13 protein-coding genes are annotated in these 15,296 nt (G+C 50.0%); 4 read left to right on the forward strand and 9 right to left on the reverse strand.

Annotated features, from left to right (window positions below; genetic code table 11):
• Positions 1 to 77: 77 nt before the first annotated feature.
• Entirely contained in the window at positions 78 to 1,229 is a 1,152-nt protein-coding gene (buk, locus tag JFL75_RS15105; protein ID WP_223292664.1) for a butyrate kinase, read from the reverse strand.
• Positions 1,230 to 1,236: 7 nt separating this feature from the next.
• Here buk and JFL75_RS15110 point away from each other — a divergent pair, with 7 nt between their 5' ends.
• The 3 genes from JFL75_RS15110 (at position 1,237) to JFL75_RS15120 (ending at position 3,765) form a co-directional block, all read left to right on the forward strand.
• Entirely contained in the window at positions 1,237 to 1,788 is a 552-nt protein-coding gene (locus tag JFL75_RS15110) for a GNAT family N-acetyltransferase (RefSeq protein WP_215627512.1), read from the forward strand.
• Positions 1,775 to 2,485, forward strand: a complete 711-nt coding sequence (locus JFL75_RS15115; protein WP_215627513.1) for a hypothetical protein — start codon at positions 1,775 to 1,777, stop codon at positions 2,483 to 2,485. The genes JFL75_RS15110 and JFL75_RS15115 overlap by 14 nt, the downstream gene beginning before the upstream one ends.
• Before the next feature lie 86 nt (positions 2,486 to 2,571).
• Positions 2,572 to 3,765 carry a tetratricopeptide repeat protein gene (locus tag JFL75_RS15120; RefSeq protein WP_215627514.1) on the forward strand — a complete coding sequence of 398 codons (1,194 nt, stop codon included), beginning with the start codon at positions 2,572 to 2,574 and terminating at the stop codon, positions 3,763 to 3,765.
• A gap of 71 nt (positions 3,766 to 3,836) precedes the next feature.
• Here the strand turns inward: JFL75_RS15120 and JFL75_RS15125 are convergent, their stop codons facing one another.
• From JFL75_RS15125 to JFL75_RS15160, 8 genes are read right to left on the reverse strand one after another with little or no spacing between them, the layout of a single operon-like run.
• Positions 3,837 to 4,304, reverse strand: a complete 468-nt coding sequence (locus JFL75_RS15125) for an NlpC/P60 family protein (protein ID WP_215627515.1) — start codon at positions 4,302 to 4,304, stop codon at positions 3,837 to 3,839.
• 46 nt (positions 4,305 to 4,350) lie between these two features.
• Positions 4,351 to 9,861, reverse strand: coding sequence for a phage tail protein (locus JFL75_RS15130; protein ID WP_215627516.1), 5,511 nt, complete (start codon positions 9,859 to 9,861; stop codon positions 4,351 to 4,353).
• The gene (locus JFL75_RS15135) at positions 9,848 to 10,198 is read right to left on the reverse strand and encodes an NlpC/P60 family protein (protein WP_215627517.1); all 351 of its coding nucleotides are present in this window, start codon (positions 10,196 to 10,198) and stop codon (positions 9,848 to 9,850) included. Before JFL75_RS15135 ends, JFL75_RS15130 begins: the two co-directional genes overlap by 14 nt.
• Positions 10,195 to 10,650 carry a hypothetical protein gene (locus JFL75_RS15140; RefSeq protein ID WP_215627518.1) on the reverse strand — a complete coding sequence of 152 codons (456 nt, stop codon included), beginning with the start codon at positions 10,648 to 10,650 and terminating at the stop codon, positions 10,195 to 10,197. The genes JFL75_RS15135 and JFL75_RS15140 overlap by 4 nt, the downstream gene beginning before the upstream one ends.
• Complete coding sequence (locus tag JFL75_RS15145) at positions 10,647 to 10,994, reverse strand: hypothetical protein (RefSeq protein ID WP_215627519.1); 348 nt, start codon at positions 10,992 to 10,994, stop codon at positions 10,647 to 10,649. The genes JFL75_RS15140 and JFL75_RS15145 overlap by 4 nt, the downstream gene beginning before the upstream one ends.
• Entirely contained in the window at positions 10,991 to 13,672 is a 2,682-nt protein-coding gene (locus tag JFL75_RS15150) for a coiled-coil domain-containing protein (RefSeq protein WP_215627520.1), read from the reverse strand. The genes JFL75_RS15145 and JFL75_RS15150 overlap by 4 nt, the downstream gene beginning before the upstream one ends.
• 8 nt (positions 13,673 to 13,680) lie before the next feature.
• On the reverse strand, positions 13,681 to 14,205 hold the full coding sequence (locus JFL75_RS15155; RefSeq protein WP_215627521.1) for a Gp15 family bacteriophage protein: 525 nt from the start codon (positions 14,203 to 14,205) through the stop codon (positions 13,681 to 13,683).
• Between the two features lie 11 nt (positions 14,206 to 14,216).
• The gene (locus JFL75_RS15160; RefSeq protein ID WP_215627522.1) at positions 14,217 to 14,699 is read right to left on the reverse strand and encodes a hypothetical protein; all 483 of its coding nucleotides are present in this window, start codon (positions 14,697 to 14,699) and stop codon (positions 14,217 to 14,219) included.
• A 372-nt stretch (positions 14,700 to 15,071) separates the two neighbouring features.
• Here JFL75_RS15160 and JFL75_RS15165 point away from each other — a divergent pair, with 372 nt between their 5' ends.
• The gene (locus tag JFL75_RS15165; RefSeq protein ID WP_215627523.1) at positions 15,072 to 15,281 is read left to right on the forward strand and encodes a helix-turn-helix domain-containing protein; all 210 of its coding nucleotides are present in this window, start codon (positions 15,072 to 15,074) and stop codon (positions 15,279 to 15,281) included.
• The last annotated feature ends 15 nt before the right edge of the window (positions 15,282 to 15,296 follow it).

Consider the following 15,296-nt stretch of genomic DNA (forward strand, 5'->3'; position numbering starts at 1 on the left):
TCAATTCTGTTTTGGACTGTTCCTCATCCCGGAGTTCCGCGTCCCGGAGGGCTCCGAGTTCAAATTATCCGGCAATCCTAATATTCCCGGGGAATCTCATCACCCCGGAGGACCCGGAGTCCAGCGTCCCGGAGGGCTTCGAGCTCAAATTCCCCGGGATAGGAAGAAACCGGGGCGATCCAGGAAACCTTGGCCCTGATTGCGGCGACGAGTTCCTTCCAGCGGGCAATGCCGCCGGTAATGAGGATCCCGTCGATCATACCGTCCCCGGCGGCGGCCATGGCTCCGATGGCCTTGGCGATATTATAGACAAAGGCCCGGTACACTAGGTCCGCGTCCCGGTCGCCGGCGGCGATCATCTCTTTTACTTTCAATAGATCATTGGATCCCAGGTGGCTCATAAAGCCGCCCTTTCCGGCGAAGAGTTTCACCGTTTCTTCCCTGGTATATTTTCCTGAAAAACACAGATCCGCCACGGCCGCGGCGGGCAGCGCGCCGGACCGTTCCGGGGTAAAGGGGCCTTCACCGTCCAGGGCATTGTTCACATCCGTTACCCGGCCCTGTTTATGGAGCCCGATGGTGATTCCGCCCCCGAGGTGCGCTGCAATGAGGTTCAGCTCCTCATAGGGGACGCCCAGGATCGCCGCGTGCTGCCGGGCAACGGCTTTCTGGTTCAGGGCGTGGAAAATGCTCCGCCGCCGGATTTCTTTGATCCCGGTTATACGGGCAATATCCTCCAGTTCATCCACCGTAACGGGATCGGCGATATATGCGGGAATACCGAGACTGTCCGCCATTTCCCCGGCGATGAGAAGCCCGAACCCCGACGCGTGGCCGCTTGCGGCCGATGCCGTGACTTCGCTGTGCATGGATTCATTGATCCGGTATATTCCCGATTCCATGGGCCGGAGCACGCCGCCCCGGGACATGATGCAGTCAAAACCGCGTAGGTCGATTCCCTGCGATTCGAGGCTGCGGGAAATGGCTTCCTTCTTAATCCGAAGGGTTTCCTCCAGCCCCGCGTTTTTTTCCTCTCCGGAAATTTCCAGTGGAATGGATTCTGAAAAGATTCTTTTCTTATCCCGGTACACCGCTATTTTCGTTGAGGTTGATCCCGGATTAATCACAAAGACGGTCTGGTCCATGGCTTTACCATTATCGCTGATTTGCCGGGTGGCCGCAAGCTGAACCGCCGCATTCACCTTTGATGCCGATTCCGGTATACTCATCCCCGGTATGGACCTTCTGCTCAAACCCTGTACGGCCTCCGATGCCGGCCTGCTCCGGCAGATCAGCCGGGAAACCTATTCCGAAACCTTCGCTCCCTGGACCGGTGCCGCGGTCTTGGCGCAATACCTCGATGAAGCCTACGCCCCGGAAAAACTTCTGCGGGAACTGGAAAATCCCGCGTCCCGGTTTTACTTTCTGTTCCGCGGCGGGGAAACCGCGGGATACCTCAAACTCAACGAGACACCGGCGCAGTCGGATGTTCATGATCCCGCTTCTCTGGAGGTGGAACGAATATACGTCCGGTCGCAATTCAAGGGAATGGGCCTCGGCCGGTATCTTATTGATTTTGCCCTGGACCAGGCGGCTGGGGCGGGCAAAATCTATGTGTGGCTCGGGGTATGGGAAAAGAACCACCCGGCTCTGGGATTTTACCGTAAGATGGGGTTCGCGGAATTCGGGACACACCCCTTCAGAATGGGCGATGAAGTCCAGACGGATCTTCTGATGCGGAAATTCCTGAACCCTTCGGACGGGGAGCCGGACCATGAAGAGCAGTGAAGCCCAGCTCCGGGGGCGCGGCCTCCCGTCCGGCCAGGACCGCGCCCGGTTCGCCGGTCTTCCGGAAGAAAAACTTCCCAGGCTGCTCCGCAGTCCGGAGGCCGCGGAACGTACCATAGCCGCCGAACGTCTCGGCGCGGCGGGCAAAGACGGATACATTCCCCTGCTGTGCGAAGCCCTCAAATCCGAAAAAAAACTCTACACCAAACTGGCGGTCTGCGATGCCCTGGCAGGGTACGGCGCCGCGGCGGTCCCCTGTCTGGTCCCTCTTCTTGGAACCATCGGCTCGAACCAGCACCGGGAACCCGCCATTGCCGACCTGGACAAAAAATGTTACCCCCTGCCGCGGGATATTGTTTCCCGGATACTCATGCGGATCGGTCCGCCGGCGCTGCCGGGGATGATAGATATAATAGAAGGAAGTGACCGGAAAAAAATATCAGAAGCCGTGGATGTGATCGGCCACATTACCTGGAATTTCCGGGATTTTTCCGCGGAGCAGGCTTTGACCGCCCTCCATGAGCGGAGCCGCGGGGATGAACTCATCTTCTGGAAAACCATCCGGGCATTCCAGTCCTTTGAATCGGAACGGGTGCGCCGGCTTCTGGAAAATGTTCTGCAAAACAGCGGGAACGCGGTTTTCGTCAGGGAAGCCCAACGGAGCCTGGCCCGGATCGCCGGGAGAAGCGCGATCTGACCAAGGCTGCCGGCCCTGACGATTCACCCTTTACCGCTGCCGGAAAATGGTGGAAAATATTCTATCGACCTGCAAGGAGCCGTCCCGTGAAAAAAATACTGACAGTATTGGTATTTGCCGCCGTTTTGTTTAATTCTTATGCCCAGGATACAAACGGTCCTTTTGAGGAAATTGACCGCCTTATCGGGGAGAAGCGGTACCTCTCCGCCATTGAAAAAGTGAACAGCCTCGATACGGCTTTATACGGACCGGAGATCCTGTATTACCGGGTTTCCATTTCTACCGGGTATTTTATTTTCAGCCTGAATCACCGGATGTTCGGTTTCCGGGATCTCGAACCCCATGAAGATATTGAGGCCGTCCGGGGCAGTGAAGGGCAATACTCTATGGTTTTCGGGGATCTGGCGGAGGATGTGGAAAAAGCCCTGGAGGAATACCCGGACAATGCCCTGGTTGCGGAGGCTGCCGGGGATTATTACGCCGATGTGATCCGGCGCTACGGTGACCGGATCGGGTATACCATCGAGGAACTGCTGGAACTTATTTTCACCAATTACGAGAAAGCCATATCCCGGGGCCGGACCAATGAGCACATTGTTTCCGAACTGGGTATGTTTTACCTGAGCAGCGGTGACGCGGAAAATGGTATCCGCTGTTACTGGGAAGCCCTGAAGTTCAATCCCGGGGACGCTTCCTACAACTACAACCTGGCCTACGCCCTGGAAATAACCGGCCGGATTGAGGAAGCCCTGGAGTATTCCCGGCGGGCGGCGGACAATTACCCGCCGGGACAGTACCGGGCGGACGCGTACATGATGAACGGTCACCTCAACCAGCAGCTCGGCAATTTTACCGCGGCCCTGGAATCCTACCAAAATGCCCTGGCCCTGGATCCCGGGTCGGACTACACCGTCCAGGGCGTCATCGAGGTGCTGCTGGAGCTGGGCCGCACCAACGAAGCCGCCGACAGGGCGGCGGATTTTCTGGGCAGGAAAGCGCCGGACTTCGGCGCCGCGGTTAAGGTCCTCTCTTTATTCCAGAGCAGGAACCTTGACAGCACCGCTCTGGAAATTCTCGGCACCGCTATTACCGGTACCGATCCGGACGATGCCGTCATTCTCGGTTCGCTTTACTACCACCGGGGTACTTTGGAGTGGGGTATCGACAACGCCGCCGCCCGAGAGGATTTTACCGCCGCCCGGGAGCTTTTCGGCACAGTGCTCCCGCCGGACCACCGGATCTTTTCCATGATCGATGAAGCCCTGGCGAATATCCAGTAGTTTATATTGATTATTCCTCAGGGTTGAGAATTATCGTTCCTTAAATACACGGTCCGCAGTAGCTGACAGACTCATCTCCTTTTGTGTAGCAATAATTTGCCAAATGATAAAAACCGGCGGTCATTTTTTGGGTAAAACCGTTCTGTGACACCATCAATATTGTTTTCAGGTTTAAATGTTGAATCTATAAAATAAATATTTCCATTATCTTCCTTAACAAATAATCCCATGTGTGACGGCTGAGAATAGTCGTCCCCCATGAAAAGTATATCACCGGGTCTGGGATCAGCAGTCGACACAGTCCAGTTAGTATAAAAATGTGTTACCGCCGCGTCCGAGAAGGGTACTATAAATTCTGTGCCCTCCACCGCGTAAACATAGCAATTAACCACAAGCCCGGAACAATCGATCTTTATAGCTCGGAGAAAATCCTGACCACCATATTCGTATTCAGTATCGGAATTTACATACATATAAGCGTATGATAAGGCATCTTCCGCAATAAAATCGGGGACTTCATACAATTCGTTTTCATCCATTTTTATCTGCATTGAGCATGATGTAAGTAACAAAATAGCTAGCAACTTACCAGCCAATATAATGCCTGAACGATACAACATTCGTATTCCCTCTTGTACATTGTACTATCGTAAGATAGTCCGCTGTCATTGTTATGATTGGAAACATATTTAATTCAATTCTATCATTATCCAGTCTTTCAATAAAGCAGAAAATACCCATTTCCCCCTTACCGGTTGTACTGTTATGTACGTTTGCTCCGCCAAAAACATTTAATCGTTTACCAATGGGGATTATGTCTGAAAATACATTAAACCATTGTGCTTGTGTTCTGTTAGTTGTGGCACCCCAATACCAAGAATTGCATATTCCTTTTGTTGTATATATGTTGCCGCTAAATTCTGCTGTTCCTCCGCTAAAGAACTGTGCAATAGGTTTCTTCCTTAATTCGTAGGAAACACTGGAAGATTTTACGGCGGTAAACTGCATGGAATCCGGCATGTTGCTTACCCCAAGAAATTTTACCGCATTGTGGTGAAATACTGTTCCAACTCCAAATATTAAGCAAAAATACCGTTTTGAGTTATACGTTGCGATACCGATTTCTACTTTTTGACTACGAGAAAACGCATGCAGGTTCGTTATTTCATAGGTCGGATTGTACACAGTTGATGAATCTATAAGAATTTCAATATAACAACCCCGTGGAGAAGCTGAAGCATTTCCTCTGTAAAAGCTATAGCGGCCCGAAATTTTAATATCACTTATTTCAGCAAGGAGTACACAGGTTTCATCTGTATTATACCAATCCCAGCCGGTCCATGGAAAAGCTTTATTGATAAACTGGCCATTAACGTTTTTTATTTCATTCCCGGCAATTATATTCCCTTCCACCTCAAAATACGCCCCGCCGTTTACTGCAGATTGTCCGTTTCCCTTCAAGGTTAACCCGTAGGGAGCCCGCTGGGTGTCGTGGTCATTCCAAATCAACTGGCCGCTCTGGGAACCGTCGTCGTTTTTAAATTCAATCTTTGGATTCTGTGAATTATATGCTTTGTTATTTGCAGTGATTCCCTGGATGGTAAGCGGAACGGGATTTTGGTTCATGCCGCCTATGAGTACCCCGGTGTCCCCGGCGGAAAATTTTCCCGCTGCCAGTTTTGAAATCCGTGTTTCTCCGTTGCTTACCTGGAATACGGTGGTTTCACCGTCGGCTGTACCGGAGGAGTTTTTCCTGACCCGGAAAGTTCCCCGTATATCGGTCGCTTCATTGCCCGGAGAGCTTCCGGGATCAATATTAAAGACCGGTGTGGCTGATTCAATTTTATCGCCGTTTTTGAATATCCGGAACCGACCGAAGATGTTTGAAGCGAAGGCGTCCACGAAAAAATGTTTCAGCTTAATCGCCATCTGCCAGACCGAGCCTTCTTTCCAGCGGCGCAGGTACGCGTCATCGGTTACAGATCCAAGCAGGAATGTGCCCCGCGGGTTTTTCATGCCCTCGGAAAATGTGAGGTTGTAATCGGGGCCGTCGCCGACTTCCCCCAGCTGTGCGGTAATCGCGGACAGGGTCGGGGTCTGAATATTCTGGGCAATGATTTTGCCGTCACCGATCCTGTATACCTGGGGATGTATTAGCCGCCACTTGGTTCCTGGGGTTGTGGCATTAAAACCTTGCCTGATCTGGCAGGTCGTATAGGGTGCCGTAAGCTGGAGGCATTTTATTCTATATATTTTATCCGTATAGGTGGGTGCGGGAACCTGGGAGATATTAACATTGTGTCCAAGTATATATGTTTTAAAATATTTTTTTGCTGGTGATTTATAATCTTCAAGAAAATATGAATTAGTGTTTATGGTTCCTCCAGTCCATTCGTTCTTGCCGAAATCATATATCCAGTTTTTGAATTTTTGATTGTATGTTAAACCAATAAATAATCCGCTGGCGGATGTATAATTGGGACACTGCAGACCAAGTTTAAATTCATATATATCATCCGGCAGAACCTCAAAGACATTTGACAAAAAACTTTGTCCCAGTGTTCCGCCCGTTAATTCGAGTACCCTGAGATTAAGTTCCGTATCCAATACCACGACGCCGTCTGTAGTCCACCCTTCTTTCGTACCGTCGATAAATGGATTAACTATATTTTTGGCTAAAACATTGAGATTGGCGGTACTTATGGTGTTCGCTTTTATTTTGTCCGCCGCAACTATGGAACCGTTTTCTATCTTTGCGTTGCTTACCGCGGCATCTTGAATTTGCACGTTGCTGATGGAATTAGCCATTATATCGGTGATCCCAGTCGCCTGGGCCATGGCCGGGCGTGAGCCGGTATAGTTGCTGCGGTACAGAACCGCGCCGCCTTCACCTTTTGTGACAGTCCGGGCGCGGTAGTAGTAGGTCGTATTTTTCGGCAGGCCCCGGCTCTGTCCTTCTAAAGGCAGGGATTGTGTCAGCTGTCCTGACGCGCTGTAAAATACGGAATCTTTAGTACCCCTCCATGCGTCCTCATTTTGATGTACGTCATTTGCTTCAAGTCTTGGCGCGTACCAGGTCGTGCCGTTGTCCCGGTTAATCTGGAACTCCGCGCCGGCAGCGCCGTACCAATCCTGCTGGTCAATGGAAATGGAGACCGTCCGTCCGGCGGACGCCATAACCATCACCGGCACACCGGGAATCCAGGTTTTGTACTCCGAAGTATCAACCGTACCGCAGTAGGTCCAGTTTTCCGAAAGGGTATTGGAAACATTGACCGCCTTTACCCGGTAACGGTAGTTGTCCAGGCTTGTCCATGTTCCGGCTCCGGTTTTTTCCGGGTATCCGTCGACATTCCGGTCGAATTTCCATAGATACTCCTTAGCCGCCGCCGGAGCAAAGCCGTCCTTTTCACCCTGGGAATCAACCCAGGTTTTTCCCTGGTCGGTTGAACGCTGGATAATGTAGGCTTTGATATTGTTCCGTTGTTCCTCCATGTAGGGAAACCGGATTGTTATCCGGATATGGCCCCTTTGCGCGTAGGCTTCAACAGTCTGGACATCATCGGGGGATAGAATGCCTTCTTCGATACATACCCATTGATTGGATCCCGAATTCCACACGTACAGCCGGGATTGGTATACACCGAGCTGTCCGTCTTTTTTTCCGATCACTTCCAGGTTCGGGAGGACCATAATATCCGGCGGGATATTGTTGATCCCTTCGTACAGTTCATCCCTGGTTGCTTTATCGGCATCTACAAGGGCCGGATATTCCCGGGGAATGTCCGTGAGATTTGACTGGTATTCAGGGATAGGTGAACCATCGTCCGCGTATATTGCTTCATTATAATCCACAAGGGTTAGTTCATAGCCGCTTTCCGTAGGATTGCAGCCGTTGATAATCATCTTATTTGTTACCCGGTGAAAGTCGCCGTTTTCCAGCAAACCTACAGATACGTAATTGCCTGTCTGGGGTGCCCGGGGGTCATTTACGGGGACAGGGGTTTCGAATTCAAGAATGTTTTGGTTCTGCCCTGTGGATTTAATCCGTTCCGACCGTACCCGGCGGCCTTCGGGATTGACGGCAAAGATAACCGCTCCGTATTCATTGTCCTGGGTAAGATCCACCGGCGCATCGATTTCTACTGCGGTAATAAAATTGTCCGATTTAATTATCCGCCGGATTTCCCCGGAGCCGATGCCGATTTTTATGGTTTCATCCTGGAGCAGTACCAATGAACCCAGAGGGTAATACGCTCCTTCCTTTCCCACAGAAACAGCCGCGGTCCGCGGGCGGAGCCGTTCCTTGGCCATCATTCTCCTGGTAAGCCAGAAAACCTGGTCTCTGTTTGTGACATAGGGCAGTTCTATTTCTGTGTATGTTGAAAGTCCTGTCTGGCCGCCGGGTCGGTCAACCTTACAAGTATCTTGACGGTACCCTTCCCGGGCGTTGACGTAGGTGACCTGGATACCGGTGGTTTTACGTCCGAAGGTTTTTGAAAATTTAATGTTTCTGCAGTTCTGGGTATTCAGAAGCGCCACCGGATTCGTCCGGTAATCGTCAAATACCACTTCGTATTTTCCGAACTGGTTGACCAGGACCGCGTCCGCGGTGGCAAGGATATCCGCAATGATAGCCGACTTCTTGGAGCCTTTAGTAATAACGCCATTGCATTCCAGCTTATGCCGCTGGCAGAATTCATAGAATTTCCCGAAGGATTCAAGGTCTATTTCTTCATCTGTATATTTTGATGCCGGATGAACTTCCGTTGTGAGCAGTTCCAAGGCTACCGCGGCGGTATTGCTGGTTTCTGATTTTGTAGCTGACCATTCACTGCCGTTCCATATCCTGGCATTCATCTGTGCGATCACATTCAGCTGATCCAGGACATCTTCGGTTTTATTGTTGGCGGCAATTTTTATACCTATCCGGCAGCATTTTTCCCGTTTATCATTTTCCAAAGGCATGACCGGAACTAATTTGTCGCTAACTTTTTCCGGATCGTAACAGGTTGTTTTCAGGGTCTGCCAGTAACAGTTGTCTACAGTATTTGAATCTGTCTGTTTGGATATGCGCTTTACCCGTATTTTGATGGTCTGTTTTCCCATTACTTCCGCTGGGGTAAACGTTTTTTTCGCGGAAAAACGCATCTGTTTCTTGTTATTCCGCGAAAGCCTGTTTGGTTTATCGCCGCCAAAATTGAAAGTAAAAGAATTCCATGTTTTACCATCATCCAGTGAATACGCCGGTTCTATCTCAATATCCGCACTATGCCGTTTGCCTTTGTCATCGTACCGGTGCAACCCACTGGGAAGGAACAGGGTGCATTCAATTTCCATAGGATGTTTTGCGGAGGAAACAATTTTTTCTGTTTGTTCTTCATCGGTGTATCTAATTTCCGTATTGATCCGTTCGGTGATAACTTTTTTGTTGAAACAGCTGTTTGAGAAATTATCACTTTGCCGTATTTCGATCAGGTTTTTTTCATTGTAATATAGCCCCGGGTCAAAACGGTACGTTCCGTTTTGAGGTTTTGAACCGGACAGCACCGCAATCCTGTCGGTGCCGATCCGGACCTCCTTAATCGTAAGATCCCTGAATCCGGTTTCCAGAACTGCGTGAAAATACTCATTTTCACCGTCAACTCCGTCGATCTCGGTATATGGCGGGGTTAGATAATAAGGGGTGAATAAATGTTTTCCCAGTACAAAGGGGAAGGAGTTGCCCGTGGCTAGCTGGTTGGAACAACCCTGGATCTGAGGCACTGTTTTGGTGTCCTCTTTGTTTCTTGAGTTTATTGATCCAAGGAGGTCATCCATTCTTTTCTTCATTTTATAGCTCTGTATAACGGAAATTCCCGCTCCTACTACGGCTGCTATGCCGATAATAATAGCCACAGCTGTCATAGCCTCAGGCAGGATCCTGATCAGTACAATGTCATCATCACCAACTTCAGAATCCCTGGAAAGGTATTCCCCGTTCCGGATAATCACACAATGGTCCCAGTCAAAAGACAAGTAATCGCCAATCCTTCCGTTAAAATTGACCGTCTCCGCGCTGCTGTTTAAATTCCTGTAAATATTAACGGTACCCATATATTCCCCTTATTTCTATCGAGCCGATTCTGTTTATCCGTACACCGGAATTAACGGCATGGATAAACTCTTTTGTATTGATGCAAATTCCGACATGCAGTCTTTCCTGGTATGCCATTTCGAGGATTGCCCCGGGAAAAACCGTATTGATCAAATTCAGATTCAAACACGTTATATAATCTTCGCTGCGGGCGGTTTCCTTGTTATAGAGCAGGTCCGGCAGAAAAAATCCGAATCGCCGGGAGACCTCAATCACAATGCCATAACAGTCGTACCCCGGATCTCCGCGGCCGTTTTCCTGATAGGGCCGGCCGATTAAATCCGATACGTCAATCATGCGTTACCCCGGTTGTTGAACTGGTTGAATACATCCGGAGGGAAAACCATATCCATTTTGTCATCCCCTTCAAGATTCCAGCTGACCACAAACCCGTCGTAATCCACAGAACCATACTGGTGGTAATAGGTGTTGATCTCCTGAATAGTACGGTCCTGGAGCTTTATGCCAGTCACGGTTACGCTGATACCTTCGTCGGAGTTTTCTATAAAACTGATGATCCGGTTGTCTCCGCAGGCAATACTGATTGAACCATTGACCAGCCGTCCATCCTGCCATTTCGGTTCAGTGTAAGAGAACGAAGTAGGGGAATAGTGTTCTCCCTGATAATCAATTCCTTCTCTGTCGTTTATGAAGCGTAATGTTCCCGCGTCAGGATGGCTTATTTTTATCAGATACGGCAATGAATACGATCCTTTGGACCTCAGCAGGGCATCGAAAATATCGCTCATTGTTCCTCCCATTCCATGGTTACGGTTTTCGGGTTTTGCCCGTCACTGGTGAGCCGGGTAATGGTATACTCTGCATAGCCGTGGCTGTTTAGTTTATTGAAATAAAATGTTTCAGTTCCGTATCGCAGATACTTTTCATACCAATCCATAAAGCGGTTGTATTCACACTCAGGAGTATTGTCGTTTGCCAGATCCAGTTTTACCGAGTAGATTCTCCGGGCTGCTGAGTTTTTTAGGTATCGTTTTATTTTACCGCTTTTCATTTCAACAGTTTCGACATTGTCAGAAAACTGAAGCGCCGCATCGTATATTTTTTTTGAAACCCCTTCCATCCACTGGATCATAAAATTCTCATCCCTCCTGTACTGGTATCCCGCCGCCGGAATGAATTGTTGTAATTTCCGTTGCCTATATTTTTCTCGACAATGGCATTGATATACAGTTCCATCTGTCCGGCTGACATAGATGGCTCTGATTCGACCAGGTTAGCCGCGTTGTTGTGGATCACCACATTCATCCCGCTGCCGTTTGTACCGCCGTTAGCCGCTTCCCACAGGGCTTTCTGCTGTTTGTTGTTCAGGACCATCTCGCCGGAATTGGCGTTGATTTCAACGTTGTCGCCGCTGTATGACCGGCCGGGGACAATACCTCCCTGGGCAAAGGATGGCTTCTTTGGTTTGTTTGCCGCGACAATGGCAACCTGGAGAGCCCCGGTTATTCCTGCCAGTATGGCTGCCGGCCAGCCGCCTTGTGCAAACTGTGTGATTACTGCCAGGGCCGCGTTGGCTGTTGCGGTAAGCAGATTGGCTCCCCACATGAACATATCGAGTTTGTATTTTTCTTCTGCGGCCACCTTGTTGAGTTCTTCGATTTTCGCCGCCCGCTCTTCGTCGGTAAGGTTCATGGTATCCAGGGCTGCAATCCGTTCCTCCAGTTCATTCTGGATGAGGGTAGTGGCTAAAGTATGGATTGAGGATAGGATGGAATTCGCTGCGTTGGCATACTCCTGGATCTTCCGGAGTTTTTCTTCATATGCCAGCTGCTCCGCTTCCTGCTCCCGCAGACGGGACTCCTGATTTATCCGTTCTTTTTCATCCGCCGTGTTCTGTATCAGCGCAAGTTCCTGGGCTGTGAATTGTTCCAGCAATGCCTGCCGCTGCATTTCGTCCGCGGCAAACTGTTCAAGTATTGCAGCCTTTTCGTCATCGTCCGATGCGTCTGCAAGAAGTGAATTTTTCAGTGCTTCACTCTGTTCCTGGGCACGGGCAAGTTCTGCCTGGGATTCCCGTATGGAATTAATTTTGGCGGCCAGAGTTTCATCCACCGCATCGAGTTCAAAGTCACGTTCCTTACGGATAGCTTCAATAACGGAAACGCTGTATTCTTCCCTGAGTAACTGCTGTTGTTCGTATTGCTTTCTTGCAAGTTCTGTGGAATCCAAATCTGCCTGATTTGTTCCGATTAGAGTTTCCGCGCCGCCGTAGGCACGTTCTATTTCCGCCCTTGTTTCGGCAGCGAACCGTTCTGCTTCTTCCAGTTTTTTCAGCGCATCAGTTTCCTGCTCAATGCGCTGGCGCCGGGTTTGGGCTACCTGGTTGTTTTCGGTCACCAGTCCGTTGGATTCCGCAATCAAAGCGATGTAAGCGTTTATGTGGGCGTTCAGAACCGCCTGCCGGTCGGCTTCTTCGCCTTTTGCGGCCGCCGCAAGCCGGATGCGCTCCAGTTCCTGCTTTAGGGCTTCTTCGTTTTTCTGAATATATGCTGCGGCCTCTTCATCCCGTTGCCGTGTCTGATTCGTCTTGGCTGCCGACACATCGTCGGCTTTGCTTTTTTTATTTGCGGCTGCCGCAGTTGCCCGATCCTGGTGCTGTTTCTGTTCATCCCATGGAGCGGAAGCGGAGTTTCTGTGAAGATCCTGGAGATCGTACTTTGCCTTGAGTTTTTCCGTTGCCTGTTTAACATCCGCCGCAAGATTTCCATGGGTCAGCAGAAGCTGTGTAACAAAGGCTGCTTGAAAACCTAGTTCCTCGGCGACACGCCGGTACTGGATATCCAGGAATTCCGCAATTGCGTCGATGTCCTTCATGTATGAAAAATCACCGTTCAGTACATCGATAAGATTTGCCTGAATGAGGCCAGTTGTTTTTTTCGCTTCATCACTGTAGTCGGCGATCAGCTCCCCGGGATTTGAAGGACCTTTTTTTGCCAGAGCTTCGAATTCCTTCTGCTTTGCCTGGGCTGTGTTCATTTTTTCTATTATTTCCGTCAACGCCTGCCGGAAGGGACTCACTACCTGTTCCCAGCCTTCGCCGATATTTTCTTTAAGGGTGGTGACAGCATTGTTGAATCTCGCCATTTCCCCTTCCCGGGTTTGAGCAAATTCTTTTCCCATGCCATCAAATTTTCCCCGGACCAGATCCGCCGCTTCCCCGGCCTTGAGCTCCTCCGCAGTCAGCTGCCCAAGCTCGGGAACGATAGCTTTCAATTCTCCGGCAGTACCGGAGAAGGTAATATTGAGGCCTGCTACGGCGGCATCAAACTCCATGGCTGCTCCGGCGGAAAGATCAATGGCTGCAGCGAGGATTTTCATTATCTCCGATTCCGACCGGCCGGCTCGGGCAAGGTTTGCCGCCTGGTCGATAATTACCTGGTCGGCTACGACGGAAATCATCTGAAGTTCATGGGCGTAATTCCTCAGTTTGACCACCGAGGTGTCGTTCAGGTAGGGGTTGTTTTTTGCCGCTGCCGCCAGCCGGTATTCCGCTGCTTCCTGGATACCGTAAAGACGGGCATATTCATTCAGCTCGGTAATTATTTTTTTGAGCCCATCAATGGCCATTTTCATGGCTTTACTTTGAAGAATATTAATGGATTCAATAGAATCCCCGGCTCCGTCGAGCTGCTTCTTTATCTGCTGTGCAAGATTTTTTGCGTCATTTTCAAGTTTTTTGATATCAACCTTCAGCCCTTTGCTGTTGAGGTTAATGTTGATTTTTATATCGCCGTTGACTGTGTCCGCCATGGTGTACCTCAGTTAAAAAGTTCGTCGAATTTCTTTATCGCTTCCGCTTCCGCCGGTGTGATCTCTTGGGGCAGTTCCCACTGAGTCCGGAGATTGCGGAGCTGCCGGTCCTTTCCGGTATACGTCCTGTATCCGATAACATCGGTGAATTTGCATTCCGGCAACGCCAGGAACAGAGCCTTGAACTGGTGCCAGTGCAGTTCCGTTCTGAAAAGATCGAAATGGTAAATCTGCATGAAGGCTGCGTAGATCAGTTCGCTGTCCGTATCGATGTCGTAGATTTTTTCTGAACTGCTCCCTGAAACCCGGGGCAGCTCATTTTTGTTTTGATAAAACGAGATGAGCTCCGCAAATCCTTCTTCCCGGTCCGCCGGGGGCACTTCCTCGTAGAGGAAGTCGAAATCCCCGGCGGTGCAGGATTTAGCAGCCATTCGTTCAAAGACGAGCCACCAGCGGAAGTTCGTCCTGATCTTATAAGCCCTGCCGGCAACGATGACCGAATCCGGCAGGGCGGTTTTGCTTAAATCAAGCATTGAAGCGATTACTACGCGGCGGTGAACACCGGTACCCCGGCGGTAACCGCAGCGGTACCCTTCTGGATTGAGCCGTTCAGGATGAGATCGAAGTTGATCACCGAATTGACCGCGTCCATATCGCTGATGGACATGATGCCTTCGCTTTTCCATGCCCGGTATTTATCGGTTTCCCCGGTTACTTCGTCGAACATAAAGACGATCATCACATCAACCTTGGCGTCGTTGCCGGTGTGGAGGTTGAAGAATTTCTCATAGACAAATTCAAAATCATCCTCACCCTTGTACATGGTCAGGGCCTGGTTGATCTGGGGTGCGTACCGCTGGAGTTCCGTGGTAGGAGCCTCATCGGCGATGTAATCGTATTCCTGGGTCTGGGGATTCATGCTGAGGGTGAGTTCGGTGGTTTTCTTGACCCGCTTCCATGCCGGGGCTTCCCCGGTGCCGGTGTTGATGAAAAGACCGATCCTGTGTTTCTTGACCATTTCTGCCATTGCTGTTGTCTCCTTGTGGGTTAATTTTCCGGCTCCGTAATCAGGTATGGCTGCCGCTGACCGGGCGTCCGGAGTTTCCGCGGAGAATATACACCGGGCTGGTTTTTCCCGCTCAAAATTAGGGTGACCGGAAACTCAATTTTCCAGGGAATTGGAGGTATTTATTAATAGCGATTAAAATATATTATTTTCATTTCTGTCGTATGGTTGTCCCGGAGTACAGAATGCTGCTTACAGTGTCGGAGACAGTCAAAAGAATTAACAACCCCGGTTTTGATGAACAGCATATCTATTATCTCATCAGGATGGGGCTTATCGAGGCGGTTAAAATACGATGGGAATGGCGGGTGTATCTGCCAGGAGGAGACGGTAATGCTCAGCCCCGAACTGGAAAATGAGCTGGAACGGCTGCCGGTGATTTTATCGGTTCCTGAGGTAATGGTTTTTTTATCCGTCTGCAGGAATACGGTCTACCGGATGATTGACGCGGAAGAATTGGCTGCCTATAAGGACGGAACCGGGACATGGAATATTAACCGGTCGGATTTGATTGCCCTGTGCCGCAGAAATTCAAATTTATAGAAAATACCAAATTTA

The sequence above is a fragment of the Breznakiella homolactica genome (genome assembly GCF_016616095.2).
Classification (GTDB): domain Bacteria; phylum Spirochaetota; class Spirochaetia; order Treponematales; family Breznakiellaceae; genus Breznakiella; species Breznakiella homolactica.

Coding starts and splice junctions, on each gene's coding strand:
- buk (WP_223292664.1), bottom strand. CDS start 1,229: ATGAGTATACCGGAATCGGCATCAAAGGTGAATGCGGCGGTTCAGCTT.
- JFL75_RS15110 (WP_215627512.1), top strand. CDS start 1,237: ATGGACCTTCTGCTCAAACCCTGTACGGCCTCCGATGCCGGCCTGCTC.
- JFL75_RS15115 (WP_215627513.1), top strand. CDS start 1,775: ATGAAGAGCAGTGAAGCCCAGCTCCGGGGGCGCGGCCTCCCGTCCGGC.
- JFL75_RS15125 (WP_215627515.1), bottom strand. CDS start 4,304: ATGGATGAAAACGAATTGTATGAAGTCCCCGATTTTATTGCGGAAGAT.
- JFL75_RS15130 (WP_215627516.1), bottom strand. CDS start 9,861: ATGGGTACCGTTAATATTTACAGGAATTTAAACAGCAGCGCGGAGACG.
- JFL75_RS15135 (WP_215627517.1), bottom strand. CDS start 10,198: ATGATTGACGTATCGGATTTAATCGGCCGGCCCTATCAGGAAAACGGC.
- JFL75_RS15140 (WP_215627518.1), bottom strand. CDS start 10,650: ATGAGCGATATTTTCGATGCCCTGCTGAGGTCCAAAGGATCGTATTCA.
- JFL75_RS15145 (WP_215627519.1), bottom strand. CDS start 10,994: ATGATCCAGTGGATGGAAGGGGTTTCAAAAAAAATATACGATGCGGCG.
- JFL75_RS15150 (WP_215627520.1), bottom strand. CDS start 13,672: ATGGCGGACACAGTCAACGGCGATATAAAAATCAACATTAACCTCAAC.
- JFL75_RS15155 (WP_215627521.1), bottom strand. CDS start 14,205: ATGCTTGATTTAAGCAAAACCGCCCTGCCGGATTCGGTCATCGTTGCC.
- JFL75_RS15160 (WP_215627522.1), bottom strand. CDS start 14,699: ATGGCAGAAATGGTCAAGAAACACAGGATCGGTCTTTTCATCAACACC.
- JFL75_RS15165 (WP_215627523.1), top strand. CDS start 15,072: ATGCTCAGCCCCGAACTGGAAAATGAGCTGGAACGGCTGCCGGTGATT.